The sequence below is a fragment of the Streptococcus pseudopneumoniae genome (assembly GCF_001072665.1).
GTDB lineage: Bacteria > Bacillota > Bacilli > Lactobacillales > Streptococcaceae > Streptococcus > Streptococcus pseudopneumoniae_S.
In genome coordinates, this window is the sequence record NZ_JVJI01000016.1 from 80,022 (window position 1) to 103,083 (window position 23,062).

The following is a 23,062-nucleotide window of genomic DNA, read 5'->3' on the forward strand; positions in this document are numbered from 1 at the left end:
GTTAGAGAGAACTAGCATGGTGCACCTAATTCCTTACCAGTTGGTTTAGCAAGAAATCAGACGACAATGTGACAATTCACCTCTAATTATTGACATTTCAGGAAAAATCGCAGTAAAAACTGCACAGCCTTCTTTAAATGTGCTATAATACAGGAAAAATAATGATGGAGGTCACGATAATGGCAACATTTTTGATGATTTTTGTGGTGGTTTGTGTGCTCCTATTGGTGATAGTCACACTGAGTACAGTTTATGTGGTTCGTCAGCAGTCGGTGGCGATTATTGAACGCTTTGGGAAATACCAAAAGGTTGCCAATAGCGGTATTCATATTCGCTTGCCTTTTGGAATTGACTCGATTGCAGCGCGGATTCAGTTGCGCTTGTTGCAAAGTGATATTGTGGTTGAGACTAAGACCAAGGATAATGTGTTCGTTATGATGAATGTGGCGACACAGTACCGTGTCAATGAGCAGAGCGTGACAGATGCCTACTATAAACTCATGCGTCCAGAATCTCAGATTAAATCTTATATCGAAGATGCTCTTCGCTCTTCTGTTCCCAAATTAACCTTAGATGAATTGTTTGAGAAAAAAGATGAGATTGCCCTCGAAGTTCAACACCAAGTGGCGGAAGAAATGACTACTTACGGTTATATTATTGTGAAAACCTTGATTACTAAGGTCGAACCAGATGCAGAAGTCAAGCAATCCATGAATGAAATCAATGCGGCGCAACGTAAGCGGGTCGCAGCGCAAGAATTGGCGGAAGCAGATAAGATTAAAATCGTCACTGCAGCTGAAGCCGAAGCAGAAAAAGACCGCCTCCATGGTGTGGGGATTGCCCAACAACGTAAGGCGATTGTGGATGGATTGGCAGAGTCTATCACAGAACTCAAGGAAGCCAATGTTGGTATGACAGAAGAGCAAATCATGTCTATCCTCTTGACCAACCAGTATTTGGATACCTTGAATACCTTTGCCTCTAAAGGAAATCAGACTATCTTTTTACCAAATACGCCAAATGGTGTGGATGATATCCGTACACAAATCTTGTCAGCTCTTCGCGCTGAGAAGAAATAATAGACTAAAGAGCCTGGAGTCAGGCTCTTTTTAGTGTTTGTGAGAGATAAGTCTTAGCTTAAATAAGACTATTCACAAAAGTTACTAACAGGTTGTGGATAAGTGTGGATAACTTCTGATTATTTTAGTGATAATTCTTATTTGTGTGACCAATTTAGTAACTTTTGAGGATTATAAAGTAGTTTTAATTACTGCAACTCAAGAGTTAAGCACAGTTTGGGATAGTTATTCACAGATTGTGGATAACCTTGGGAATTGCAGATTTTTTATTATTTAGCGATGACTTGGTAACCAGCTAAGTGTAAAGGTTAGTTGTTCAGCTTTTAAGAGGTTTTGGTGTTGAATAGTTGATACGAGTGTTTTATCCAATCGGCATTCTTTTACAAAGTTAAAATGGCTGTGGTTTTGCTCAGCATGAATATCTAGCCATTTATTTTCTGTGGCAAGATAGACTCGGAGATGGTCAAAGAGAGGGATTCCGAGATCATAGTTTGGTTTGCCTGGACAGGTTGGATAGAATCCGAGAGACGACCAAATGTACCAGGCTGAGAGACTGCCATTGTCTTCATCGCCAGGATAGGCTTGCCAGCTTGGGTGAAAGGCCTTCTGACGGAGAGTCTTGATGAGAAGGGCAGTGTAGTCAGGGTAATCGCTGTAGCGGAAGAGATAAGGAATGTGGAAGCTAGGTTGGTTAGAAATGGCGAGTTGCCCAAAAGGAGCAGTAGCCATTTCGCTCATTTCGTGAATCTCGTAACCATAGCCTGTTGTCTCAAAGAGGGGAGCATCTTGACAGGTTTTCAAAAGATAGTTGCTAAAGGTTTCTTTTCCACCCATAAGCTGGATCAAGCCTGGAATATCGTGGAGGACACCTAGGGTTGCTTGGATGGCAGAACATTCGGCATAGTCGCGTCCCCAACTATAAGGAGAGAAGTCAGGCCGGAAGTTGCCTTGACTATCACGCGCTCGCATGTAACCTGTCTCAGCGTCAAATAGATGGCGGTAATTTTGTGATGCGGCCTTGTAGGTTTCAGCGATTTCTATTTTCCCTCGTTTTTTGGCACAGCTGGCGATACAAAAGTCACTATAGGCATAGTCTAGAGTATGGCTAACGCTTTCGTGGTGGTCGATAGAGAGATAGCCCAGTTCTTGGTATTGAGCTAGTCCGTGACGACCATTGATGCCAAGAGGATCAGATTTGGTGGCTGTTTCAAGCATGGCTTGGAGGAGTTCTTCTTCTAGGTCGGGGGCCATGTCCTTGCAGGCGCTATCGGCGATAATACCGTCTATAAGTGTACCTGGCATCATACCCCGTTCATCTGGAGCCAGCCATTTTGGAAGGAAACTAGTATCGCGGTAGTTATTGAGAAATCCTTCTAAGAAGCGGTGGTAGTGTTCTGGTATGATAAGGGCAAAGAGGGGGAATGTGGTGCGGAAGGTATCCCAGAAACCATTGTTGCTAAAGAGGACACCGGGCTTTACAGTTCCAGTAGCCAAATCTTTGTGGATGGCTTGCCCTGATTCATCAACCTCATAAAAAGTCTGAGGAAAGAGGAAGAGTCTGTAGAGACAGTGGTCAAAGAAGGTTCGGTTAGCTTCTCCTGTCTCTATAATGTCAAAACGATGGAGGAGATTTTCCCAATCCGCTTGGGCATTTGCTTTACAGCTATCAAAATCTTCTTGAGGTAGATTAAGCAGTGCTTGAGAAGGAGAGATGAAAGAAGTCGCTAGCTGAATTTCAGCATGACTATCTGCCAGGTCGATTCGCCAGTCTCCACCTTCTTGGCTGATAGCAAGGATATCCATATTCATTTTCAGGGATGTGAACAGTATCAGTGGATTTTTGTTGTTCTCAGTTTTTCCTTCTTGTCGTAGGGCAAGATTCCTCTTATCTACTTGCTCTACTGCTAATTCATCTGCTGCGTGAAGATAGAGGGATAGGGCTTTGCCTTGCTTTTGCTCCAAACGAATAGAAGCACCGTAGCAAGTCGGTGTAAGCTGGGTTTCAATCTGATAGCGCAGGGAGAAAATCTTCAGATAATGAGGTTTGAAAGAGGACTTATCTATGTCATAGGAAGACTGGCGGTGAAAGAGGCTGTCTCCCCCTAGCTGACCGGTGACAGGTGTCAGAAGGAGCCAAGAGTAGTCCCCAATCCAAGGACTGGGCTGGTGGGTTAATCGAATCCCTTGAAATATAGGCAGATGTGGGTCGAAAAACCAAGAGCCCTCCTGGTCGCTGGTCTGGGGTACAAAGTAATTCATCCCAAAAGGAACGCCTGTGTAAGGCAGGGTATTTCCCCGAGAAAAGGCATGCTTGCTGGCAGTTCCAAATCGGGTATCGATGGTTTTAAGTAGTGGTTTCATAGTCTTTCCTTTAGCTGTTTTTCTACATTATATCAGAAAAAGATAGTCTTTAGAAAAGGCGTTTTAAAGATAACTATTTTGTAGAAAAATGACTATCATTTGTGTATGTATTTTCTGTCTCAAAAGCTATATACTGAAAATGAAACTTGTTTGAAAGAGGATACTGCACGATGATTTATTCAAAAGAAATTGTTAGAGAATGGCTAGATGAAGTGGCAGAACGGGCTAAGGACCATCCAGAGTGGGTGGATGTCTTTGAGCGTTGCTACACAGATACCTTGGACAATACGGTTGAAATCCTAGAAGATGGTTCAACTTTTGTCTTGACTGGGGATATTCCTGCCATGTGGCTTCGAGATTCGACAGCCCAACTCAGACCCTACCTGCATGTGGCTAAAAGAGATGCCCTCCTGCGTCAGACCATTGCAGGTTTGGTCAAGCGTCAGATGACCTTGGTACTCAAGGATCCTTATGCCAATTCTTTCAACATTGAGGAGAACTGGAAGGGGCACCACGAGACTGACCACACAGACCTTAACGGCTGGATTTGGGAACGTAAGTACGAGGTAGACTCGCTTTGCTATCCTTTGCAGCTGGCTTATCTCCTCTGGAAAGAGACTGGCGAGACTAGTCAGTTTGATGAGACTTTTGTCGCAGCGACCAAGGAAATTCTTCATCTGTGGACAGTGGAACAAGACCACAAGAATTCTCCTTATCGTTTTGTCCGCGATACGGACCGCAAGGAAGATACCTTGGTAAATGATGGCTTTGGCCCTGATTTTGCAGTGACAGGCATGACCTGGTCAGCTTTTCGTCCGAGTGATGACTGCTGTCAGTATAGTTACTTGATTCCGTCAAATATGTTTGCAGTTGTTGTTTTGGGGTATGTTCAAGAAATCTTCGCAGCATTAAACCTAGCTGATAGCGAGAGTGTTATCACAGACGCTAAGCGTCTTCAGGATGAAATCCAAGAAGGGATCGAAAATTACGCCTACACAAGCAACAGCAAGGGCGAAAAGATTTATGCCTTTGAAGTGGATGGTCTAGGAAATGCCAGCATCATGGATGATCCAAACGTACCAAGTCTGCTGGCTGCACCTTATCTGGGTTACTGTTCGGTCGATGATGAAGTGTATCAAGCAACTCGTCGTACCATTTTGAGCCCTGAAAATCCATATTTCTACCAAGGAGAATACGCTAGCGGTCTCGGAAGTTCTCATACCTTCTATCGCTATATCTGGCCAATCGCTCTGTCTATCCAAGGCTTGACAACGACAGATAAAGCAGAGAAGAAATTCTTACTGGATCAGCTGGTTGCTTGCGATGGTGGTACTGGTGTTATGCATGAAAGCTTCCACGTAGATGACCCAACTCTTTATTCTCGTGAATGGTTCTCTTGGGCCAACATGATGTTCTGTGAGTTGGTCTTGGATTACTTGGATATTCGTTAATCTAGGATTTTACTTGTTTTTAGCCAATTTACCAAGACAAAGTAGCTAAATATATACTTCTTTCAAATTTCATCTCAAATCATAGTTAAATTCTTGATAAATAAAATATTTAGAGTTAAACTGTTGGTGATTTGTTGAATTTGATTGAGCAAATCTTACATCCAAAAACGTTAACAATAAAAATTTAAATTTAGAATGAGGTTTTACTTCATGGAAAATGTTGTCGTACATATTATCTCACATAGTCACTGGGATCGTGAGTGGTACTTGCCTTTTGAAAGCCACCGTATGCAGTTGGTGGAATTATTTGACAATCTCTTTGATCTCTTTGAAAATGACCCTGAGTTCAAGAGCTTCCACTTGGATGGTCAAACCATTGTCCTTGATGACTACTTGGAGATTCGCCCTGAAAATCGCGACAAAGTCCAACGATACATCGACGAAGGCAAACTTAAAATTGGTCCTTTTTACATCTTGCAAGATGACTACTTGATTTCAAGTGAAGCCAATGTCCGCAATACCTTGATTGGTCAGCAAGAAGCTGCAAAATGGGGCAAATCCACTCAGATTGGTTACTTCCCAGATACTTTTGGAAATATGGGACAAGCTCCTCAAATCCTTCAAAAATCAGGCATTCACGTGGCAGCCTTTGGTCGTGGTGTGAAACCGATTGGATTTGACAACCAAGTTCTCGAAGATGAGCAGTTTACTTCCCAGTTTTCAGAAATGTACTGGCAGGGTGCGGACGGAAGTCGTGTCCTCGGTATCCTCTTTGCCAACTGGTATAGTAATGGGAATGAAATCCCAGTTGATAAAGACGAGGCCTTGACCTTCTGGAAACAAAAACTGGCAGACGTGCGTGACTATGCTTCGACCAACCAGTGGTTGATGATGAACGGCTGTGACCATCAGCCTGTCCAGAAAAATTTGAGTGAAGCCATTCGTGTGGCAAATGAACTCTTCCCAGATGTAACCTTTGTTCATAGTTCTTTTGATGAATATGTTCAAGCTGTGGAAAGTGCCCTACCAGAGCAATTATCAACGGTTACAGGTGAGTTGACCAGTCAGGAAACAGACGGCTGGTACACACTTGCCAACACTTCTTCATCTCGTATTTATCTCAAACAAGCCTTCCAAGAAAATAGCAACCTCCTAGAGCAAGTTGTAGAACCCTTGACTATTATCACTGGGGGTCATAACCACAAGGACCAGTTGACCTATGCTTGGAAAACTCTTTTGCAAAATGCGCCGCATGATAGCATCTGTGGCTGTAGCGTGGACGAAGTTCACCGCGAGATGGAAACTCGTTTTGCCAAGGTTAACCAAGTCGGAAACTTTGTTAAGAGCAATCTTCTTAACGAATGGAAGGGTAAAATCGCTACAGCTAAGGCTCAAAGTGATTATCTCTTTACTGTCATTAACACAGGCTTGCATGATAAGGTCGATACTGTCAGCACAGTGATTGATGTGGCGACTTGTGATTTCAAGGAATTGCACCCAACAGAGGGATACAAGAAGATGGCTGCCTTAACCTTGCCAAGTTATCGTGTGGAGGACTTGGATGGTCGTCCTGTAGAGGCTAAAATCGAAGACCTCGGAGCTAATTTTGAGTACGATTTACCAAAAGATAAGTTCCGCCAAGCTCGTATCGCTCGACAAGTGCGCGTGACTATTCCAGTTCACCTAGCACCGCTTTCTTGGACAACCTTCCAATTGCTGGAAGGAGAACAAGAACACCGTGACGGTATTTACCAAAATGGAGTAATTGATACGCCATTTGTAACGGTGAGTGTGGATGACAATATCACAGTCTATGACAAGACAACTCACGAAGCCTATGAAGATTTTATCCGCTTCGAAGACCGTGGTGACATCGGAAACGAGTATATCTATTTCCAACCAAAAGGAACAGAGCCAATCTATGCAGAGCTTAAGGGCTACGAGGTCTTGGAAAACACAGCTCGCTACGCTAAGATTTTGCTCAAACATGAATTGACCGTGCCTGTCAGTGCAGATGAAAAGCTAGAAGAAGAGCAAAAAGGCATCATCGAGTTTATGAAGCGTGAAGCTGGACGTTCAGAAGAATTGACAAGCATTCCTCTTGAAACTGAGATGACTATCTTCGTTGATAATCCACAAATCCGCTTTAAAACTCGCTTTACCAACACTGCCAAAGACCACCGTATCCGTCTCTTGGTCAAGACTCACAACAAGCGTTCAAGTAATGATTCTGAAAGCATTTATGAGGTAGTGACACGACCAAACAAACCAGCAGCTTCATGGGAAAATCCTGAAAATCCTCAACACCAACAAGCCTTTGTTAGTCTGTATGACGATGAAAAAGGTGTGACTGTATCCAACAAGGGATTGAATGAATACGAAATCCTTGGAGACGACACTATTGCAGTGACCATTCTGCGTGCGTCAGGTGAGCTAGGTGACTGGGGTTACTTCCCAACACCAGAAGCACAATGCTTGCGTGAGTTTGAAGTCGAGTTTGCGCTTGAATGCCACCAAGTCCAAGAACGCTTTTCAGCCTATCGTCGTGCTAAAGCCTTGCAGACACCATTTACCAGCCTTCAGCTTGCTAAACAAGAAGGAAGCGTGGCTGCGACTGGTAGCCTCTTGAGCCATTCTGTTCTCAGCATACCGCAAATCTGTCCAACAGCCTTTAAGGTATCTGAAAATGAAGAAGGCTATGTTCTTCGTTACTACAATATGTGTAGTGAAAATGTACGTGTACCGGAAAGCCAACATCTCTTTCTTGACCTACTTGAACGACCATACCCAGTTCATAGAGGTCTCATTTCACCACAAGAGATTCGTACAGAATTCATCAAAAAAGAAGAAATTTAATTTCAACAAGTAAACATAAAGAGAAAGGAGGGGCGAAAAGGTAAGAACTAACTGCTGATTCGCCCCTTTTTATGGTAAAAACAATGACTATTGCAACGATTGATATCGGAGGGACTGGGATTAAGTTTGCCAGTCTGACTCCTGATGGGAAAATACTAGATAAGACAAGCATTCCAACGCCAGAAAGTTTGGAGGACTTACTAGCTTGGCTAGATCAACGTTTGTCAGAGCAGGATTATAGCGGGATTGCTATGAGCGTTCCAGGCGCGGTCAATCAAGAGACAGGTGTGATTGATGGCTTCAGTGCAGTACCCTACATTCACGGATTTTCTTGGTATGAGGCGCTTAGCTCTTATCAGATTCCTGTCCATCTGGAAAATGATGCCAACTGCGTTGGACTCAGTGAATTACTGGCTCATCCAGAACTTGAAAATGCAGCCTGTGTCGTGATTGGGACAGGGATTGGCGGAGCCATGATTATCAATGGTAGACTTCATCGAGGTCGCCACGGTCTGGGTGGAGAATTTGGCTACATGACCACCCTTGCCCCTGCTGAAAAGCTCAACAACTGGTCGCAACTAGCGTCAACTGGGAATATGGTACGCTACGTGATTGAAAAATCTGGTCAGACTGATTGGGACGGTCGCAAGATTTACCAAGAGGCCGAAGCAGGAAATACCCTTTGTCAAGAAGCTATCGAGCGCATGAATCGTAATATGGCGCAAGGCTTGCTCAATATCCAATATCTTATTGATCCAGATGTCATCAGCCTGGGAGGCTCTATCAGTCAAAATCCAGATTTTATTCAAGGTGTCAAGAAGGCTGTTGATTATTTTGTCGATACCTACGAAGAATACACAGTCGCACCTGTTATCCAGGCCTGCACCTATCACGCAGATGCCAATCTCTACGGTGCCCTTGTCAACTGGCTACAGGAGGAAAACCAATGGTAAGATTTACAGGAATTAGTGACAAACAAGCGCAAGCTATTGAAGTATTAAAAAAACACATTTTTCTACCAGATGTAGAGGTAGCTGTCGCTCAGTCTGACCAAGCCTCTATCTCTATCAAGGGTGAGGGTGGCCACTATCAACTAACTTACCGCAAACCCCACCAACTTTATCGTGCCTTGTCCCTGTTGGCAACATCCCTAGCAGAAGGTGACAAGGTAGAGATTGAGGAACAAGCAGCTTATGAAGATTTGGCTTATATGGCAGACTGTTCTCGAAATGCGGTGCTGAATGTGGCTTCTGCCAAGCAGATGATTGAGGTCTTGGCTCTCATGGGCTACTCAACCTTTGAGCTTTACATGGAAGACACCTACCAGATTGAGGGGCAGCCTTATTTTGGCTATTTCCGTGGAGCCTACTCGGCTGAGGAGTTGCAGGAGATCGAAGCCTATGCCCAGCAGTTTGACATGACCTTTGTGCCATGTATCCAGACCTTGGCTCACTTGTCAGCCTTTGTCAAATGGGGTGTCAAAGAAGTCCAGGAGCTCCGTGATGTGGAGGATATTCTTCTTATCGGCGAAGAAAAGGTTTATGACCTGATTGATGGCATGTTTGCTACCCTATCTAAACTGAAGACTCGCAAGGTCAATATTGGGATGGACGAAGCCCACTTGGTTGGTTTGGGACGCTACTTGATTCTGAACGGTGTTGTGGATCGTAGTCTCCTTATGTGCCAACACTTGGAGCGCGTGCTGGATATTGCTGACAAATATGGTTTCCACTGCCAGATGTGGAGCGATATGTTCTTTAAACTTATGTCAGCAGATGGGCAGTACGACCGTGATGTGGAAATTCCAGAGGAAACGCGTGTCTACCTAGACCGTCTCAAAGATCGTGTGACCTTAGTTTACTGGGACTATTATCAGGATAGCGAGGAAAAATACAACCGCAATTTCCGCAATCATCATAAGATTAGTCATGATCTTGCCTTTGCAGGGGGAGCTTGGAAGTGGATTGGTTTCACACCCAACAACCATTTCAGCCGTCTCATTGCTCTTGAAGCCAATAAAGCCTGTCGCGCCAATGATATCAAAGAAGTCATCGTGACGGGTTGGGGGGACAATGGTGGGGAAACTGCCCAATTCGCTGTCCTACCAAGCTTGCAAATCTGGGCAGAACTCAGCTACCGCAATGACCTAGACCGTTTGTCTGCTCACTTCAAGACCAATACAGGTCTTTCGGTTGAAGATTTTATGCAGATTGACCTAGCCAACCTCTTGCCAGATTTGCCGGACAATCTCAGTGGCATCAACCCTAACCGCTATGTCTTTTATCAGGATATTCTCTGTCCGATTCTTGACCGACACATGACACCTGAACAAGACAAGCCCCACTTCGCTCAGGCAGCTGAGACGCTTGCTAACATTAAAGAAAAAGCTGGCAACTATGCCTACCTCTTTGAAACTCAGGCCCAGTTGAACCAGATTTTAAGTAGCAAAGTGGATGTGGGACGACGCATTCGTCAAGCCTATCAAGCGGATGATAAGGAAAGTCTGCAAGAAATTGCCAGACAAGAATTACCAGAACTCAGAAGCCGAATTGAAGACTTCCATGCCCTCTTTAGCCATCAATGGTTGAAGGAAAACAAGGTCTTTGGCTTGGATACAGTTGACATCCGTATGGGAGGACTCTTGCAACGCATTAAACGAGCAGAAAGCCGCATCGAGGCTTATCTGGCAGGTCAGCTGGACAGTATCGACGAGTTAGAAGTGGAAATTCTGCCATTTACTGACTTTTACGCAGACAAGGACTTCGCAGCCACAACAGCCAACCAGTGGCATACCATTGCGACAGCTTCAACCATCTACACGACATAAGAAACAAGAACACCGTGCCTTGGGCAGAGTGTTTCTCGTGAAACATTCCTTTCTTAAAAAAGTACTCCACATAAAATAATTTGTGGAGTTTTTTCTATAATTAGTAGTTTAACCTAACCTTCAAATAGGAGTATACTAATAATGTAATCGTTATCAAAAATCTAAAAAGGAATTTTTAGATGGATATCAAAATAAAAAAGGGAGGAAATTATGAATAAGTTTTCAAAAACCTTGAGAGACAACTGGATCTTTCTCTTGATGGTTTTACCAGGGGCACTCTGGTTGATTCTATTCTTCTACATTCCAGTATTTGGGAACGTGGTTGCCTTTAAAGACTACCACATGACCAGTAATGGTTTTATAGATAGTATCGTGAATAGTAAATGGGTCGGACTCGATAATTTCAGATTCTTGTTTAGTTCAAAAGACGCCTTTATTATCACACGAAATACTGTCCTCTACAATCTCGGCTTTATCTTCATTGGCTTGATTGTATCAGTAGGGATTGCCATCATCCTCAGTGAACTCCGTTCTAAGAGAATGGTTAAGATTTTCCAAACTTCTATGTTGTTCCCTTACTTCTTGTCTTGGGTTATCATCAGTTTCTTTACAGATGCCTTCCTAAACATTGATAAAGGGGTATTCAACCATTTCCTAGAATCTATTGGGATGAAGGAAATCAATTTCTACGCTGACTTGGGTATCTGGCCTTATCTCCTACTTTTCCTTGGTATTTGGAAAGGCTTTGGATATAGCAGTGTCATGTACTATGCGACAATCATGGGAATTGATCCAACCTACTACGAAGCAGCAACAGTGGACGGGGCTAGCAAATGGCAACGAATTCGCAATGTAACTATTCCGCAGTTGACACCATTGGTAACTGTATTGACCATCCTTGCAGTCGGAAATATCTTCCGTGCAGACTTCGGTCTCTTCTACCAAATCCCCCACAATGCTGGTCAGCTTTATAACGTAACCAACGTCTTGGACGTATATGTTTATAATGGTTTGACTCAGACAGCAGATATCGGGATGGCTTCAGCAGCAGGTCTCTACCAATCAGTTGTCGGCTTGATTCTGGTTATCCTATCAAACTTACTTGCAAGACGAGTTGATCCAAACTCAGCCTTGTTCTAGAAAGGAGGAGAATATGGCAGAAAAGAAAATTAAAAAAGAAAAAATTGATAATGTCGGCATTCACTCCTTCAGTAAGAAAGCAGATATCTTCTTTAGTACCATTTCTGGTTTGGTTGCCCTCTCTTGTATCCTACCTTTTGTATTCGTTATCGTTATTTCGGTAACAGATGAAAAGAGTATCCTCCAAAATGGATATAGCTTCTTCCCATCCCAATTTGGATTAGACGGTTTTGAATTTTTGGCACAGTTTAAGGATAAAATCCTCCAAGCCCTCTTCATCTCAGTCTTTGTAACAGTGGTGGGGACTATCACAAACGTTTTTATCACAACAACCTATGCCTACGCTATCTCACGGACAACCTTTAAGTATCGCAGATTCTTTACAATCTTTGCCCTTCTTAGTATGTTGTTCAATGCTGGTTTGGTACCGGGCTATATCGTGGTAACTCGTTTACTTCAACTTGGTGATACAGTTTGGGCCTTGATTGTTCCAATGCTTCTCTCACCATTTAACATCATCTTGATGCGTTCCTTCTTCAAGAAGACCATTCCAGAAGCTATTCTAGAATCCGCTCGTATCGATGGTGCTAGTGAGGCCCGGATCTTCTTCCAAATCTGTTTGCCATTGTCACTACCAGGTATCGCAACCATCACGCTCTTGACAGCTCTTGGTTTCTGGAATGACTGGTTCAACGCCCTTCTTTACATCAAGAGTGACAACTTGTATCCATTGCAATATTTGCTCATGCAAATCCAACAAAATATGGACTACATCGCCAAAGCAGTCGGCCTATCTGGTCAACTGGGAGTTGCTCTACCGAAAGAAACAGGACGTATGGCCATGGTTGTGGTGGCAACCCTCCCAATCGCGATTTTGTATCCATTCTTCCAACGCTACTTTGTAAAAGGTTTGACTATCGGTGGCGTGAAAGAATAGTGCTTGTTGAGAAAAATCATTTCTCATTTCCAAACTTCCCTTGCGTGAAGTTAAGATCATTACATTGTTTATAAGTTTAAAAATAAAAAAAAGGAGTTTTTGTCATGAAAAACTGGAAAAAATATGCTTTTGCATCTGCTAGCGTAGTCGCTTTGGCTGCTGGTCTCGCTGCTTGTGGAAACCTTTCAGGTAACAGTAAAAAAGCTGCTGACTCAGCTTCAGGTGAAAAAACTGTTATCAAAATGTACCAAATCGGTGACAAACCAGATAACTTGGATGAATTGCTAGAAAATGCTAACAAAATCATCGGTGAAAAAGTTGGTGCTAAATTGGATATCCAATATCTTGGATGGGGTGACTATGATAAGAAAATGTCAGTTATCACATCATCTGGTGAAAACTACGATATCGCCTTTGCATCTAACTATGTTGTAAATGCTCAAAAAGGTGCCTATGCTGACTTGACTGACTTGTATAAGAAAGAAGGGGCAGAGCTTTATAAAGCACTTGACCCAGCTTACATCAAAGGTAACAGCATTAACGGTAAAATTTACGCAGTTCCAGTTGCAGCCAACGTTGCATCATCTCAAAACTTCGCTTTCAACGGAACTCTTCTTGCTAAATACGGTATCGATATTTCAGGTGTCACTTCATATGAAACACTTGAACCAGTCTTGAAACAAATCAAAGAAAAAGCTCCAGATGTAGTGCCATTTGCGGTTACTAAGAACTTCATCCCATCTGATAACTTTGACTACCCAGTTCCAAATGGACTTCCATTCGTTATCGACCTTGAAGGGGACACTACTAAGATCGTAAACCGTTACGAAGTGCCTCGCTTTAAAGAACACTTGAAGACTCTCCACAAATTCTATGAAGCTGGATACATTCCAAAAGACGTAGCAACAAGCGATACTTCATTTGACCTTCAACAAGATACTTGGTTCGTTCGTGAAGAAACAGTAGGACCAGCTGACTACGGTAACAGCTTACTTTCACGTGTTGCGAACAAAGATATCCAAATCAAACCAATCACTAACTTCATCAAGAAAAACCAAACAACACAAGTTGCTAACTTTGTAATCTCAAACAACTCTAAGAACAAAGAAAAATCAATGGAAGTGTTGAACCTCTTGAACACTAACCCAGAACTCTTGAATGGTCTTGTTTATGGTCCAGAAGGCAAGAACTGGGAAAAAATTGAAGGTAAAGAAAACCGTGTTAAAGTCCTTGATGGCTACAAAGGAAACACTCACATGGGTGGATGGAACACTGGTAACAACTGGATCCTTTACATCAACGAAAACGTTACAGACCAACAAATTGCAGATTCTAAGAAACAATTGGCAGAAGCTAAAGAATCTCCAGCACTTGGATTCATCTTTAACACTGACAATGTGAAATCTGAAATCTCAGCAATCTCTAACACAATGCAACAATTCGATACAGCTATCAACACTGGTACTGTAGACCCAGACAAAGCTATTCCAGAATTGATGGAAAAATTGAAATCTGAAGGTGCTTACGATAAAGTATTGAACGAAATGCAAAAACAATACGATGAATTCTTGAAAAACAAAAAATCATAAGATCAATTGATTTCGTGTATTCATTCCTAATTCCTAAAAATTAAATCACTGTTTTCCTCAGGCTTATCTGGGGGAGGCAGTGATTTTTTGAAACGAGAGCATAGATATCTGTGTTTTCTTATCGCTGTTTAACCATTCAGGAAATCTCAAATACCATTTAGGATTTGGAGTAAGGATTTAGGAAAATATAGCTTATATTAGAGATGTCTCGAGTTTACAAAGGAGAGTTCATATGAAGAAGTATCAACTTCTATTCAAAATTAGTGCAGTTTTCTCTTACCTATTTTTCGTATTTGGTCTTTCTCAGCTGACGCTTATTGTTCAAAATTATTGGCAATTTTCTTCCCAGATTGGCAATTTCGTCTGGATTCAAAATCTCTTGAGTTTGCTATTTAGCGGAGTCATGATTTGGATTCTGGTTAAGACAGGCCATGGCTATCTCTTTCGCATTCCAAGAAAAAAATGGCTTTGGTATTCGATTTTGACAGTATTAGTGGTAGTGCTCCAGATCTCTTTTAACGTTCAGACAGCTAAACATGTTCAGTCAACTGCTGAAGGTTGGGCTGTATTGATCGGTTATAGTGGGACCAACTTTGCTGAGCTAGGTATCTATATAACTTTGTTCTTCCTGACTCCACTTATGGAAGAGCTAATCTATAGAGGATTACTGCAACACGCCTTTTTTAAGCATTCGAGATTTGGCCTTGATTTGCTTCTTCCGTCAATTTTATTTGCTCTTCCTCATTTTTCAAGCCTGCCTAGTTTGTTAGATATCTTCGTCTTTGCAACATCTGGCATCATCTTTGCTAGTTTGACCCGCTATACCAAGAGCATTTATCCATCCTATGCGGTGCATGTGATTAATAATATTTTCGCAACATTACCATTTTTGCTGACTTTTTTACAGAGGGTGTTTGGGTAAATACTGGCGCGAGAGTTAGGAATGACAGCTTTTCAACTTAAGGAGGTAAATGAGTATGACACCATTAAAATGGTTTGCTGGAGGAAGCGAAAGACGTTGTGAAGCCATGATTATCATAGATTATCTATTGGAAGATATAAAGGATACGCCTCAACTGACTCCTTTGAAAAATCAGTTAGTGAGTTATCAAAGAAGATTGAAGGACGATGGGACTTCTACTCCATTTATTTTGAGTCAAATGAACGTTGACCTTGCGCGCGTATTGATTGATAACAAGCTAAGTTTGTCAGAAAGTCAAGCTAGGCAAATCAAAAAATTGAGAGAATTATCTGCGATTCGCTATGGTTACTGATGAAGTGCAGGGATAAGCACTTTTCTACAATTTCCAGTCAAATAAATTGCATTCGCTTTCTCAAGCAGGTATACTAGTATAGTTAGATGAAAAATTCTGAAAATTTAAGAATAGAAAAGAGAACAAATCTTATGGCAAAAGATATTCGTGTCTTACTTTACTACCTTTACACTCCAATTGAAAATGCAGAGCAATTTGCTGCAGACCACTTGGCTTTCTGTAAATCAATCGGCCTTAAAGGTCGTATCCTAGTCGCTGACGAGGGAATTAACGGAACAGTTTCAGGGGATTATGAAACAACTCAAAAATACATGGACTACGTTCACAGCCTCCCAGGCATGGAAGACCTCTGGTTCAAGATTGACGAAGAAAATGAACAAGCCTTCAAGAAGATGTTTGTTCGCTATAAGAAAGAGATTGTCCACCTTGGTTTGGAAGACAACGACTTTGACAACGACATCAACCCACTTGAAACAACAGGTGCTTACTTGTCTCCAAAAGAGTTCAAAGAAGCCCTTCTTGACGAAGATACAGTTGTCCTTGACACTCGTAACGATTACGAGTACGATCTAGGACATTTCCGTGGGGCTATTCGCCCAGATATCCGCAACTTCCGTGAGTTGCCACAATGGGTCCGTGATAACAAGGAAAAATTCATGGACAAGCGTGTCGTGGTTTACTGTACAGGTGGGGTTCGCTGTGAGAAATTCTCAGGCTGGATGGTCCGTGAAGGCTACAAAGATGTCGGCCAATTGCACGGAGGAATCGCAACTTACGGTAAAGACCCAGAAGTCCAAGGTGAGCTTTGGGATGGGAAAATGTACGTCTTTGACGAGCGTATCGCAGTCGATGTCAACCATGTCAACCCAACCATCGTAGGGAAAGACTGGTTTGATGGAACACCATGTGAACGTTATGTAAACTGTGGAAATCCATTCTGTAACCGTCGTATCTTGACATCAGAAGAAAATGAAGACAAGTACCTTCGTGGATGCTCACACGAGTGCCGTGTTCACCCACGTAACCGCTATGTTTCAGAAAATGAATTGACACAAGCTGAAGTTGTCGAGCGCCTAGCCGCTATCGGTGAAAGCTTGGATCAAGCAGCTACTGTATAAGATTGAACAGTCCTTAGGGGCTGTTTTTCTATGCTTTTTACTAAAAAATCTAAAGTTTGTTTCTGTATCTTTCAGGAAAATAAGGTATACTATATGTAAACGATTTCAAAGGAGTCCAGTTATGACGAAAACATTTTTTATTCCAAATAAACAGAGCATTTTAGGAGAACAAGAGATTTTGACTGCCAAGTCGATCTTGGCCTTGCTAGATGGTTTGGAGTCACATAGCTATGATGCAGTCTATCTCCGTCAACCTCTTAGCCGTCTTGAGTATATCGAGTGTGCGATAGTGGGACAATCACAATTTCTCTTTAAAGTTAGCTATGCTGATGATCACAAGGCTTACCGTATTGATCTTCCTGACCTACTAACGAAGACAGACTGGGAAATCATCAAGTCATTTTTAGATGCCCTGCTTGCTTATACAGGAACTGAGATTGAAGGACTAGATGGTTTTGATTTTGAAGCTTATTTCCAAGCAAGTATTCAAGCCTATCTAGCAGACACTGCAGCTCGTTTTACGATTTGTCAAGGAATCTTTAATCCTGTTTTCTTTAGTCATGAGGACTTGAAAAGCTTTTTAGAGGCAGATGGTTTGGCACAGTTTGAAGCACGTGTACGTGCAGTTCAAGAGACAGATGCTTACTTTGCAAGAGTTTCCTTCTATCAGGATGGAGAAGGACAAGTTCACGGTGTTTACCATCTGGCTCAAGGAGTCAAGACTGTTTTACCGAGAGAACCATTTGTTCCTGCTTCCTATATTGAGCAATTGCTGGATAAGGAAGTTCAGTGGGAGATTGACTTGGTTCAAATTACAGGAGACGGCTCTAAACCAGAAGACTATGAAGCCATTGCCCGCTTGGACTATGCAAAATTCCTAGAGTCATTACCATCAGCATCTTACCACCAATTAGATGCCAATCAATTAGAAGTGCAACCAATCTTAGACAAAGATTTTAAAGCATTAGCACAAGAAGAGTAAAGCAGGTCAAGTGACTTGCTTTTTTGACATAGAAAAATCCTGCCATGGATGACAGGATTGAAGTTTAAAGAAAGGCCAAGATACGAAGGTAATCCCCAATCAGTGCTACCTCAGCTACAAAGAAGAGGAGGATAATGACTCCGTTCACAAGGACAGACAAGAATAACTGATAGAAGGAGTCGGTTTCACTTGCTTGACTTGGCCTTGTAATGATATGGAGACTGGCAAGCAGAATGATTCCAACACTAATCACACACAAGAGGGCTGTGAATCGCAGGCTATCAAAGAAGGCAAAGAAACTAGCAATGGCAGTGAGGAAGATTGGAATTGCCAAGAGTTGACTATATTGTTGGAGAACCTTTTCTAGCGTCCAGTCTTTTTCCTGGTGGATAAATCGTCTCACGACGAAACCACCCAAGAGGAATGAAAAGAAGAAGAGTGTTGTTGCTACTAGGATAGAGATAATCGAAAAGAGATTTAATGAAGCAAATTGTTCAGGGAAGTGATTATGCATAGTTGCTATATGTCCATAGTAAGCATGTTTGATGTGGTAGATACTAAAGAAAAAGGAAGATGCAGAAAACAGAATGAGCAAGAGGAAGGCTGTGTAACTGTGTGTGCTACTTGTTTCAAGACTGCTTGTAGGAGATTTGAGAGCCTCCACTAGCCAAGACCAAAAATCAAGCGCTTGCTCTTTCCATCTATCCGTAGATTTTGGAGCTTGGTCGGGGATATAGGGACTTTCTAAGGATTGACTGATAAGAAGGGGCTCTTTCGTGGTTGGTTTTTGCTGAGGAAGTGCTTCTTGACTCTCTTCAGCTATAGTGACTTTTTCTGTTTCTTTAGAAAGGTCTGACTCTTCTTCAGTAGAATCTAATGCTTTCTTTTCTTCTATTTCTGTTCTCGCTTCACTGTCTTCAGGAGCTTCAATTTTCTCTTCTTGCTGGCTTTCCAGTTCGACCTCAGCTTGAGAGACTTCCTCCTCTACTTGAGTATTTTTTTCAATTGGCGTATCGAGATTAGCTATCGTTTCTTCAGCCTTGTCTGCAACCTCTTGAGCTTGCTCTTCAGGTTTGTTCTTGCTTGTTGTTTTTACAAAATCATTACTTTCAAACCATTCTTGTTTCATGGTAGAACCTCCTTTTTAGTTAGATAAATATGCTTCCATAGTAGCGAATGTAAGCGTTTTTGTCAACGATTTCTAGAAGAAGACTCGTGTTCCTCTGCTTTGAGTAGATAGATATATTGGTCTGCCCTTGCTATGAGTTGATCTTTCACATCAGCTTTTTCTGTTTTATAAGGATTGCTTAAATGTTCATCTCTGTTTTCTTTATTGTTAAATGAACGTCTTCCTTCTCTCACAAAATGAAGAATAGAACCATGTTTTGTTGAAAGATCTAAGTTGATTCTTTGTTTTTCTTCTTCGGAAAGTAGCAGTTGTAGGTCTGTTTTCGCCACCAATTCCACCTTACCGTGTACTTGGATATTTTCAGCGTGGAAGTGATGTTCTGTTGACTCTAGCTGACTATCTGTAAGGTCTGTATCAAAGATATTAATGATATTAGGGGTTGTGAGTTTACTGTTTTTGATACGACTTCCTTCAATTCGGAGGAGATAGCCATTATTGGTATTGAGGGTCGCATTTTCAAGGCTGGCATTGGTGATACTGGTTTGACCGCGATTTGCTGAGATGTTGATTCCTTTTAGAGTTCTCCCTTTTGGCAATTGGAGAATAACTTCTTCAAAACGACGAGAGTAGTTGCTTGCGATATGGAGAATCCCGCCAATTCCAGAAGAGAGAAATGGAGTTTCAGACAGTTTCTTATCAGTGAGGCTCAGAGTTTTATCGTTTTGATTTGTGATAAGATCATGGTTAGCAGAAAGAGATGGATGATAAGAAATGTGGATTTGATCATCCAAAGAGTCTGTGATGGTCAGCGCGTGTTGGTGGAGAGTAATCTCTAGGTTTTCGACTTCCTTGCCAAATGTCAGCTCTTCCATCCGACTATCATAGACAGGCTCCTTGGACATGGCAAGTAGGCTCTTGATCCCGTCAGATTGGATACCTACAAAGAGCAGGATAAATCCGATAATAGTAGTCATCACACCAAAAATGAGAAATCCTCTTGTCCATTTATGCATGATGATCACCTCTCTTTCCTTTTTTAAGAACAAATTGCACCAGGCGAACAATGAGTAGACCGAAGAAACGAGCTACATAGGAAATACCTAGTAAGACTAGTGAAGAAGCACCGATAGCCAGTAAACCAGAACCGAAAATCAAGATAAAGGCTGATTTAGCTTGGGCTAAGACAGTAAAACTTTCAACTAAAAATAGGAATCCGCCGATGATACCTAGTATAGAAACCGCAAAGAAAGCCAGAATGACAGTCAAAGCAGCCACAAGGATTCCGAACAGAGCCACGAGGATGGCGATTCCCAGAGGAATGCCGATGGGTGCTGCAAGGAGAGCTAACAAGGCGATATGCAAAATTTGTCTGTTATTCTTTTGAGCGGGTGCTTCATTGATTTTTTTATTGAGAAGATTGGAGAGAACTTCGTGGGCCGCTTCTTTGGGAGTTCCCAAGCTAGCGATGAGTTCTTCTTCTCCTTCGACTCCAGCATCGTCAAAGAGTTCCCTGAAATAGTCCATGGCTTCAATTTGGTCAGCCTGAGGCAGTTTTTTGAGATAGAGTTCTAGCTGAGTCAGGTATTCAGTTCTTGTCATGGCGGATACTCCCTTCTATGATGCCATTGATGGTGTCTGTATAAAGTGCCCATTCATCTTTTAGGGTCACGAGCTGTTCTATACCACCATTTGTCAAGGAGTAGTATTTGCGCATGCGACCTTGGAACTCTCTAGAATAGGTTGTCAGAAAGCTATTGCCCTCCAATTTTTTGAGAATGGGATAGAGTGTAGATTCTTTGATATTAGCGATCAGCTTAATGGTTTGGCTAATCTCATAACCATAAGAATCATCCTGCTCCAGTACAGCCAAGATGAGAAATTCAATCAAGGCAGAGGATGTTGGAAAGTACATGGGGAACCTCCTTTTCTAATGTGTAAGATTTTTATATATAATTTTTCTACACATACATTGTACATCTAAATGAAAGCCCTGTCAAGAGAAATGTGTAAAATTTTTATATATAAAAAACTTCTAGGCAAAACTAGAAGTTTAGAGGATTTTATCAGCTCTGTCCACTGTAAAGAGGGCCGCAGTCATGATGATATCGACGAGTAAGAGGGCAGCTACAGCTGGCACCCAAGAGTGGAAAAGGTCAAAACTGTAACCAAAGAGGGTTGGCCCAAAGGCTGCTAGGATATAGCCTCCTGTTTGAGACAAACCAGACAATTGGGCAGTCTTTTCAGGGGCGCTTGTCTTGAGTGAAAAGTTGACCATGAGATAAGGGAAGAGGGCGCTGGTTGCGGTTCCGATGAGGAGATGGCTGGCAAGCCAGTAAAAGAAATTACCGATTGGGAAAAAGAGCATGGAAATGCCGACAACACCAGCTAGTGAAACCAGAGTGAGCATGAGCTGACGGTTGCGAGTTGACAAGCTGGTTGTCAGGCTTGGGATGGTCATTGAAAAAGGAATGCTAATCAGAGAGAAGATAGAAGTGAGCAAGCCAGCTTCGTGACTGGATAGGCCTGCATGGATAGCCATGGTAGGTAGCCAGGTCATAGCGGTGTAAAAGAGCAAGGATTGAAAACCAGCAAAGACAATCACTGCCCAGACCTGTTTATTACGCATGACCTTTGCTTTGCTTTTTTGTTTGGTTTGCGGAGCCAGTTTGTGATTATAGCGGTGATTTGGGAGCCATACTAAAAAAGTTGCTAGACAGAGCAGGGTGAGGAGGATGATAAGTCCTTTCCAAGAACTGGCTTGTGTAATAGGCACAGCCAGATAGGAGGCCAGAGCCGTTGCAATCCCCATAGAGGTTACATATAAGGTGGTCAGAAAACCAATTTTCTTTGGTTGATTGGCTTGGATAAGACTAGGAAGCAGAACATTGATGACTGCGATGCTTGCCCCAACCATCAAGGTTCCTAGATAGAGCAGGGGCAGATTGATTAGTCGAATGAGAGAACCGATAGTCAAGAAGAAGAGGCTGTAGGTGAAGAGATGCTCCAAGCCAATTTTCTGAGCCAGTCGGGTAGAAAATAGCGAGAAGAGAGTAAACATGAGGAGGGGAAGGCTGGTCAAGACACCAAGCGAACTAACTTCTACTCCCAGCCCTTGCGAAATATCTCCCAAAATAATGGGTAAAACAGTAAAAGGAGTCCGCAAGGAAACACCAATTAGTATAATACCTGGAACAAAAAAGAGTGATTGCTTTTTCATATATTACCTCTCCTAGCTGATTTTAATAACAGCTTATTTTAAGGCTTTTTCCCTATAATGTCAAGTAAGGTTTCTGGCTTTCAAGATAAAAATGGGAAAGTCTTGAAAATTATGATAAAATAGTGGAAGGAAATCTATATATTGGAGAAAAACTGTGTCTGAAAAGCAAAAAATCAGCGTATTGATGTCGGTCTATATCAAGGAAAATCCGACATTTTTAAAGGATGCTATTGAGAGTGTTCAAAATCAGACCCTGAAACCGAGCGAGTTAGTTCTGGTTGAGGATGGGCCTTTGACACCTGAGCTCTATCAGGTATTAGACCAGGTGGAAGCCCAGTCTGAAATTCCAGTGAAACGCTGCCCTCTTGAGCAGAATCAAGGTTTGGGTCTGGCTCTTCGACAGGGTGTTTTGCAGTGTCAGTACGACATCATCGCTCGTATGGATACGGATGATATAGCTGTTCCAGACCGTTTTGAGAAACAGGTTCAGCTAATGGAGAAGGAGAAGCTCGACCTATTAGGTGGACATATTGCAGAGTTTATTGACAATCCTGATGAGATTGTTTCTTACCGTCGTGTTCCAACCCAGCATGCAGATATTGTAGCTTATCAAAGGATGAGAAGTGCCTTTAACCACATGACTGTCATGTTCAAGAAGGACATGGTTCTCAAGGCAGGCAACTATGAGGATGGCCTTTATATGGAGGATGACCTCCTCTGGCTCAATATGATTGCTGCAGGAGCTAAGACTGGAAATCTGGATCAAATCTTGTGTAAGGTTCGTGTTGGAGCAGGAATGTTTGAGCGTCGTGGGGGACTGCGTTATCTCAAACTCTATCGTCAAGCTCGTCAGCGCATGCTGAAGCGAGGACAAATTTCTTACATGGAATATGCCAAGAGTGTTGCCATTCAGATGGTTGTTGCCCTTTGTCCCGGATTTGTCCGACAGTTTATTTTTATGAAACTGTTACGAAAAAGCAAGTAAAAGATTGTAGCAAATCGTAAACTTTAGAAAAAGTGTTATAATAACAATATAATGCTCTTCGAAAATCAAATTCAAACCGCGTCAACGTCGCCTTGCCGTACTCAAGTACAGCCTGCG

General features: G+C 42.3%; 19 protein-coding genes. 13 read left to right on the plus strand and 6 right to left on the minus strand.

Annotated elements, in window-relative coordinates; all coding sequences use genetic code 11:
- The first annotated feature begins 194 nt into the window (after positions 1 to 194).
- Positions 195 to 1,079 carry an SPFH domain-containing protein gene (locus ADH52_RS01730; RefSeq protein ID WP_004235732.1) on the plus strand — a complete coding sequence of 295 codons (885 nt, stop codon included), beginning with the start codon at positions 195 to 197 and terminating at the stop codon, positions 1,077 to 1,079.
- Positions 1,080 to 1,352: 273 nt separating this feature from the next.
- On the opposite strand, the gene ADH52_RS01735 is transcribed toward ADH52_RS01730, so the two are convergent.
- Positions 1,353 to 3,440, minus strand: a complete 2,088-nt coding sequence (locus ADH52_RS01735; protein WP_049509694.1) for a GH92 family glycosyl hydrolase — start codon at positions 3,438 to 3,440, stop codon at positions 1,353 to 1,355.
- Positions 3,441 to 3,610: 170 nt separating this feature from the next.
- Here ADH52_RS01735 and ADH52_RS01740 point away from each other — a divergent pair, with 170 nt between their 5' ends.
- From ADH52_RS01740 to ADH52_RS01790, 11 genes are all read left to right on the plus strand, one after another.
- A complete protein-coding gene (locus ADH52_RS01740) occupies positions 3,611 to 4,891 on the plus strand; it encodes a glycoside hydrolase family 125 protein (RefSeq protein ID WP_049491177.1) in 1,281 nt (426 codons plus the stop codon).
- Positions 4,892 to 5,101: 210 nt separating this feature from the next.
- Complete coding sequence (locus ADH52_RS01745; protein ID WP_049509695.1) at positions 5,102 to 7,747, plus strand: alpha-mannosidase; 2,646 nt, start codon at positions 5,102 to 5,104, stop codon at positions 7,745 to 7,747.
- Between the two features lie 83 nt (positions 7,748 to 7,830).
- Positions 7,831 to 8,700, plus strand: coding sequence for an ROK family protein (locus tag ADH52_RS01750; RefSeq protein WP_049509714.1), 870 nt, complete (start codon positions 7,831 to 7,833; stop codon positions 8,698 to 8,700).
- Entirely contained in the window at positions 8,694 to 10,574 is a 1,881-nt protein-coding gene (locus ADH52_RS01755; RefSeq protein ID WP_049499163.1) for a beta-N-acetylhexosaminidase, read from the plus strand. The genes ADH52_RS01750 and ADH52_RS01755 overlap by 7 nt, the downstream gene beginning before the upstream one ends.
- 210 nt (positions 10,575 to 10,784) lie before the next feature.
- Positions 10,785 to 11,714: an ABC transporter permease gene (locus ADH52_RS01760; protein WP_001032152.1), complete on the plus strand. Its 930-nt coding sequence runs from the start codon at positions 10,785 to 10,787 to the stop codon at positions 11,712 to 11,714.
- Positions 11,715 to 11,727: 13 nt separating this feature from the next.
- Positions 11,728 to 12,651, plus strand: coding sequence for a carbohydrate ABC transporter permease (locus ADH52_RS01765; protein WP_000818353.1), 924 nt, complete (start codon positions 11,728 to 11,730; stop codon positions 12,649 to 12,651).
- Between the two features lie 104 nt (positions 12,652 to 12,755).
- Positions 12,756 to 14,240 carry an ABC transporter substrate-binding protein gene (locus ADH52_RS01770; protein WP_023947354.1) on the plus strand — a complete coding sequence of 495 codons (1,485 nt, stop codon included), beginning with the start codon at positions 12,756 to 12,758 and terminating at the stop codon, positions 14,238 to 14,240.
- 232 nt (positions 14,241 to 14,472) lie between these two features.
- On the plus strand, positions 14,473 to 15,162 hold the full coding sequence (locus ADH52_RS01775) for a CPBP family intramembrane glutamic endopeptidase (RefSeq protein WP_023947356.1): 690 nt from the start codon (positions 14,473 to 14,475) through the stop codon (positions 15,160 to 15,162).
- Positions 15,163 to 15,217: 55 nt separating this feature from the next.
- The gene (locus ADH52_RS01780; protein ID WP_049509697.1) at positions 15,218 to 15,514 is read left to right on the plus strand and encodes a bacteriocin immunity protein; all 297 of its coding nucleotides are present in this window, start codon (positions 15,218 to 15,220) and stop codon (positions 15,512 to 15,514) included.
- A gap of 131 nt (positions 15,515 to 15,645) precedes the next feature.
- Positions 15,646 to 16,632 (plus strand): rhodanese-related sulfurtransferase, encoded by a 987-nt coding sequence (locus tag ADH52_RS01785; RefSeq protein ID WP_020902652.1) that lies wholly within the window; start codon positions 15,646 to 15,648, stop codon positions 16,630 to 16,632.
- A 121-nt stretch (positions 16,633 to 16,753) separates the two neighbouring features.
- Entirely contained in the window at positions 16,754 to 17,614 is an 861-nt protein-coding gene (locus tag ADH52_RS01790) for a DUF4299 family protein (protein ID WP_004254919.1), read from the plus strand.
- Positions 17,615 to 17,678: 64 nt separating this feature from the next.
- Here ADH52_RS01790 and ADH52_RS01795 read toward each other — a convergent pair whose 3' ends face one another.
- From ADH52_RS01795 to ADH52_RS01815, 5 genes are all read right to left on the minus strand, one after another.
- A complete protein-coding gene (locus ADH52_RS01795; RefSeq protein WP_024057313.1) occupies positions 17,679 to 18,743 on the minus strand; it encodes a DUF6574 domain-containing protein in 1,065 nt (354 codons plus the stop codon).
- Positions 18,744 to 18,805: 62 nt separating this feature from the next.
- Positions 18,806 to 19,756 (minus strand): DUF4097 family beta strand repeat-containing protein, encoded by a 951-nt coding sequence (locus ADH52_RS01800; protein ID WP_049502585.1) that lies wholly within the window; start codon positions 19,754 to 19,756, stop codon positions 18,806 to 18,808.
- Positions 19,749 to 20,342, minus strand: coding sequence for a DUF1700 domain-containing protein (locus ADH52_RS01805; protein WP_049502586.1), 594 nt, complete (start codon positions 20,340 to 20,342; stop codon positions 19,749 to 19,751). The genes ADH52_RS01800 and ADH52_RS01805 overlap by 8 nt, the downstream gene beginning before the upstream one ends.
- Positions 20,329 to 20,655: a PadR family transcriptional regulator gene (locus tag ADH52_RS01810; RefSeq protein ID WP_000273858.1), complete on the minus strand. Its 327-nt coding sequence runs from the start codon at positions 20,653 to 20,655 to the stop codon at positions 20,329 to 20,331. Before ADH52_RS01810 ends, ADH52_RS01805 begins: the two co-directional genes overlap by 14 nt.
- Positions 20,656 to 20,793: 138 nt before the next feature.
- The gene (locus tag ADH52_RS01815; RefSeq protein ID WP_049509701.1) at positions 20,794 to 21,960 is read right to left on the minus strand and encodes a CynX/NimT family MFS transporter; all 1,167 of its coding nucleotides are present in this window, start codon (positions 21,958 to 21,960) and stop codon (positions 20,794 to 20,796) included.
- Between the two features lie 154 nt (positions 21,961 to 22,114).
- Between ADH52_RS01815 and ADH52_RS01820 the strand changes: the two genes are divergently transcribed.
- Positions 22,115 to 22,945, plus strand: coding sequence for a glycosyltransferase (locus ADH52_RS01820; protein ID WP_049509703.1), 831 nt, complete (start codon positions 22,115 to 22,117; stop codon positions 22,943 to 22,945).
- Positions 22,946 to 23,062: the final 117 nt, after the last annotated feature.

What these genes read in the sequence shown, in the direction of transcription:
- ADH52_RS01750 (WP_049509714.1), top strand. Translation starts at nt 7,831, where the DNA reads ATGACTATTGCAACGATTGATATCGGAGGGACTGGGATTAAGTTTGCC.
- ADH52_RS01790 (WP_004254919.1), top strand. Translation starts at nt 16,754, where the DNA reads ATGACGAAAACATTTTTTATTCCAAATAAACAGAGCATTTTAGGAGAA.
- ADH52_RS01760 (WP_001032152.1), top strand. Translation starts at nt 10,785, where the DNA reads ATGAATAAGTTTTCAAAAACCTTGAGAGACAACTGGATCTTTCTCTTG.
- ADH52_RS01745 (WP_049509695.1), top strand. Translation starts at nt 5,102, where the DNA reads ATGGAAAATGTTGTCGTACATATTATCTCACATAGTCACTGGGATCGT.
- ADH52_RS01800 (WP_049502585.1), bottom strand. Translation starts at nt 19,756, where the DNA reads ATGCATAAATGGACAAGAGGATTTCTCATTTTTGGTGTGATGACTACT.
- ADH52_RS01770 (WP_023947354.1), top strand. Translation starts at nt 12,756, where the DNA reads ATGAAAAACTGGAAAAAATATGCTTTTGCATCTGCTAGCGTAGTCGCT.
- ADH52_RS01730 (WP_004235732.1), top strand. Translation starts at nt 195, where the DNA reads ATGATTTTTGTGGTGGTTTGTGTGCTCCTATTGGTGATAGTCACACTG.
- ADH52_RS01740 (WP_049491177.1), top strand. Translation starts at nt 3,611, where the DNA reads ATGATTTATTCAAAAGAAATTGTTAGAGAATGGCTAGATGAAGTGGCA.
- ADH52_RS01765 (WP_000818353.1), top strand. Translation starts at nt 11,728, where the DNA reads ATGGCAGAAAAGAAAATTAAAAAAGAAAAAATTGATAATGTCGGCATT.
- ADH52_RS01785 (WP_020902652.1), top strand. Translation starts at nt 15,646, where the DNA reads ATGGCAAAAGATATTCGTGTCTTACTTTACTACCTTTACACTCCAATT.
- ADH52_RS01795 (WP_024057313.1), bottom strand. Translation starts at nt 18,743, where the DNA reads ATGAAACAAGAATGGTTTGAAAGTAATGATTTTGTAAAAACAACAAGC.
- ADH52_RS01810 (WP_000273858.1), bottom strand. Translation starts at nt 20,655, where the DNA reads ATGTACTTTCCAACATCCTCTGCCTTGATTGAATTTCTCATCTTGGCT.
- ADH52_RS01735 (WP_049509694.1), bottom strand. Translation starts at nt 3,440, where the DNA reads ATGAAACCACTACTTAAAACCATCGATACCCGATTTGGAACTGCCAGC.
- ADH52_RS01755 (WP_049499163.1), top strand. Translation starts at nt 8,694, where the DNA reads ATGGTAAGATTTACAGGAATTAGTGACAAACAAGCGCAAGCTATTGAA.
- ADH52_RS01775 (WP_023947356.1), top strand. Translation starts at nt 14,473, where the DNA reads ATGAAGAAGTATCAACTTCTATTCAAAATTAGTGCAGTTTTCTCTTAC.
- ADH52_RS01805 (WP_049502586.1), bottom strand. Translation starts at nt 20,342, where the DNA reads ATGACAAGAACTGAATACCTGACTCAGCTAGAACTCTATCTCAAAAAA.
- ADH52_RS01780 (WP_049509697.1), top strand. Translation starts at nt 15,218, where the DNA reads ATGACACCATTAAAATGGTTTGCTGGAGGAAGCGAAAGACGTTGTGAA.
- ADH52_RS01815 (WP_049509701.1), bottom strand. Translation starts at nt 21,960, where the DNA reads ATGAAAAAGCAATCACTCTTTTTTGTTCCAGGTATTATACTAATTGGT.